Source organism: Fusibacter sp., assembly GCF_057447755.1.
In genome coordinates this window covers 1-3,477 of the sequence record NZ_JBVBZF010000362.1, presented here as the reverse complement: position 1 = coordinate 3,477, position 3,477 = coordinate 1, and the positions used below count along the sequence as shown (strand labels likewise).

Annotated in this window: 3 protein-coding genes; all 3 read left to right on the top strand. The window is 33.2% G+C overall.

Features of this window, described 5'->3' with window-relative positions; genetic code table 11:
• A partial coding sequence (locus AC220I_RS20185; RefSeq protein WP_486725667.1) for an amino acid--tRNA ligase-related protein occupies positions 1 to 139 on the top strand: 139 nt, incomplete at its 5' end.
• Positions 140 to 490: 351 nt separating this feature from the next.
• Positions 491 to 2,401: a diguanylate cyclase gene (locus AC220I_RS20180; protein WP_486725666.1), complete on the top strand. Its 1,911-nt coding sequence runs from the start codon at positions 491 to 493 to the stop codon at positions 2,399 to 2,401.
• Between the two features lie 47 nt (positions 2,402 to 2,448).
• A partial coding sequence (locus tag AC220I_RS20175) for a response regulator (RefSeq protein ID WP_486725665.1) occupies positions 2,449 to 3,477 on the top strand: 1,029 nt, incomplete at its 3' end.

Here is a 3,477-nt window from a genome sequence, read left to right as displayed (position 1 = left end):
AGAGCTTAGAAAGTATGGTGGCACTAGACATGCTGGTTACGGCTTGGGATTTGAAAGAATGATTATGTACTTAACAGGAATGGGCAATATCAGAGATGTAGTTCCTTTCCCTAGAACAGTTAAAAACGCAGAATTTTAAGATAAAGTCTACTGATTGATTTCAGTAGACTTTTTTTGTTGTATTTATTAGTTTTCATCCAGCTTTGAGTAAGAATGTTCAAAAGCGGTTAGATGAGAACGTTAACGTCAAGACAAGGTTTAGTCGTTAAGTAATTGTATACAACAAAATTCGCGCTAAAGTTGTGATGAGGAAACTTCAAACGCCTTTACATGGCTTATAATATCTGAAAGATGCAAATAAACTTTTAAGTTCAAATGATTATAATCGTGATTTTATTACGGATAATGGTGTATATATTAATAAGAGCATAAATATATGGAGGTGTTGCTGGTGAAATGCACTCGGAAATGTATTATAAATATAATTTTATTGGGACTTTTAATAATCGCGATTTTGATCCAGCTCAATAGTTCCTACGAAAATGCCATGAATGATATTAATTTAAGAAGCATCTATATTAGACAGCATGTTGAAGGATTGATGACTTCTTCAATCCAACAACTCGACTTATTAGCAGATCAAATGGAAGAAGCTATGAATGGTCATCAACATATATTTAATGAGAAAATAGAGCGTAAGGGTAACAATTATGAGGTGGTCGATAGACGGATTTCTCTTGCGGGTATAAGTTCAGAACCTGACCTTAATCAAACCACTAAAAATGAAATCGCCAATATACTCTCATTTGAAAATACCTTTATTACCATAAAAAACAATTTGAAAAGCATCGAATGGATCTATTATTTATCAAAGAATAATTTTATCAATATCTATCCCAATACCACATATAATGCTGATAGTTATATACCTGCAATATATGACTTTGAATTTTATAAACTTGTCTTACCTGAGTTTGATCCTGAAAGGGCTATGCGTTTCACAAAGGTTTATGAAGACCAATTGGGTAAGGGGTCAATGATTACGATTTCCAAGCCAATTTATAGAAATGATGAGTTCTTGGGATCTTTATCTATTGACTATACGCTCAAAGATTTATCAAGTGTTCTAAGTTTTGAGTCAAATAGTCTAATGAATTATGCACTTATTAATGAATATGACCAAGTTATTGCTTCAAACAGAAATGAGATTGAAGGAAAATATCTGACTTCAAATGAATATTTAAAATTAAATTTTGGTGTAAATTTAGAGGGTGTAGAGAGAGTTGAACAAGAAATATTTACAAATGGGGATTATTATTTGCTCATTTTACCCCTTGAAAATATTCCATTAAGTATCTACGTCATCGTAAATAGAATGAGCTTATATGTTTCTATTTTCAGTAAAATCATGCCAATTATTGTATCCTTGGTGGGCATAATTGTCATACTTAGTTTGTATTTCAAGACCATTAACATCAACGAGTCTTTGGAAAAAAGTGAACGAAAGTTTAAATATGTTTTCGATCAGGCCACTGCTCTAGCCATGATCCTTGACATAGAGGGTAATTTAATATATGCCAATCAATCAGCGCTAAACTTAATTGGAAAAGGGATCGAAGAAGTTCGTGGCCAGTATTTTTCGAATTCAAAGTGGTGGGCACATTCGAGTGATTTGAGGACCTTCATAGATGAAGCCATTCACGAAATCATCAGTGGCTTCTACATTAAAAAAGACGTCATTTTAATGGATGTTGGCAATAATGAGCATGTTTATACCATCTCAATGTTTGGCATTCGTGATGATCTTGGAAATTTAGATTATATTGCGACAACTGGGGTTGAAATAACTGATCGAATTGAAATGGAGAGCAGATTAGAAGGTCTTTCTAAAACAGACTTGCTCACACAAACGTTCAATAGAAGAGGTATGTATGAAATCTTAGATCAAAGTGTCAGCCTCTATAAAAGAAAAGAAACGCCATTTGTCGTACTGATCTGTGATATTGATTACTTTAAAAATGTTAACGATACCTATGGTCATATGGTTGGAGATGAAATATTGTCTGGCTTGGTGCAATTGTTAAAGAAATCTGCACGGCCATATGATGTTATCGGTAGATGGGGAGGCGAAGAATTTACAGTCTTACTACAAGACACGACAGAAGAAGAAGGGGTTATTGTAGCTGAGCGTATTAGAAGAGCCGTATCACAGCACCCATTCAGAAGTGATCTCACCCAGCATGTAATATATATCAGCATAACAATTGGATTAAAAGCTTATGATAGCAAATATGATATCAGGCAGATTTTGAAAATGGCAGATGATGCTTTGTATCTGGGCAAGGAAAAAGGTAGAAATCAAGTTGTCAATTACGATGAAATTAACGAGGATAATGATTAAGGGGTTCTTCAATTTAGACCCAAATTTAAGATGAAAGGAACTTAAAAATGAAAATTCTAATTGTGGATGATAGTAAGATGAATATTATAATTGCACAGGATACGTTACTTGAAAATCATGTAGGCGAAAATATTTTAACGGCATCGAGTGGTGAAAATGCAATAGAAATACTTGAAAATAACGAAGTGGATCTCATTTTGCTTGACATTATCATGCCAGGTTTAAGCGGTGTGGATCTCTTGAAGATTTTTAATGAACGCAATTGGATTCGAAATTTTAAAGTCATTATGCTTACAACTGTAGATGATTTTCTAGTTCTTAAAGAGTGTTTTGAGCTTGGTGCAATAGATTATATTCAGAAGCCTTTCAATAAAATTGAATTTACTTCTAGAGTCAGATCTGTCCTAAAGGAAATTGAAAACGACAAAAAACTCTTGAGAGCATTGGAACTCCTCGAAAAGCAGAATTTAGAACTAATGCGCGTGAACCAGGTGCTTAAGGAAACTCAAAGCTATATTATTGAAAAAGAAAAAATGACTGCAGTTGGTGAACTTTTATCAGGCCTTACCAACGAAATCAGCATACCATTAAGCCATATAGAAGATGAAATTTTTGATGTGTCCACTATTGTCAAAGCATGCGATCTAAGTTCTAAAGATATACTCGATGAGACAAAGTTCAAGATTGATGAAGTTGTAATGAACTGTGAAACCAATATTCATAAAATCAAAAAAATGATTGCTTCCTTAAGCAATATTGCCAGAGACAACAGCAAGGATGATTATGTTAAAATAAAAATGAATGATATAATTGATGAAGTTCTGTTTATTTTAAAGAGTGAATTAAAATCTGTGAAAACCGTGACTAAAAAATACAAAAGCAATGCAGAAATTTATTGTAATAAGGGTCAGATGAAACAGGCTGTGATGAACTTGGTATTAAACGCAATTAATTGTTTAAAAGATCAGCCTGACGGCAGTATTGAGATTTGTACGCTTGAGAATAAGGAACATGTTTTGTGTTATATTAAGGATAATGGACCAGGTATAGATTCAGAGGCAATAACCAAAATATTT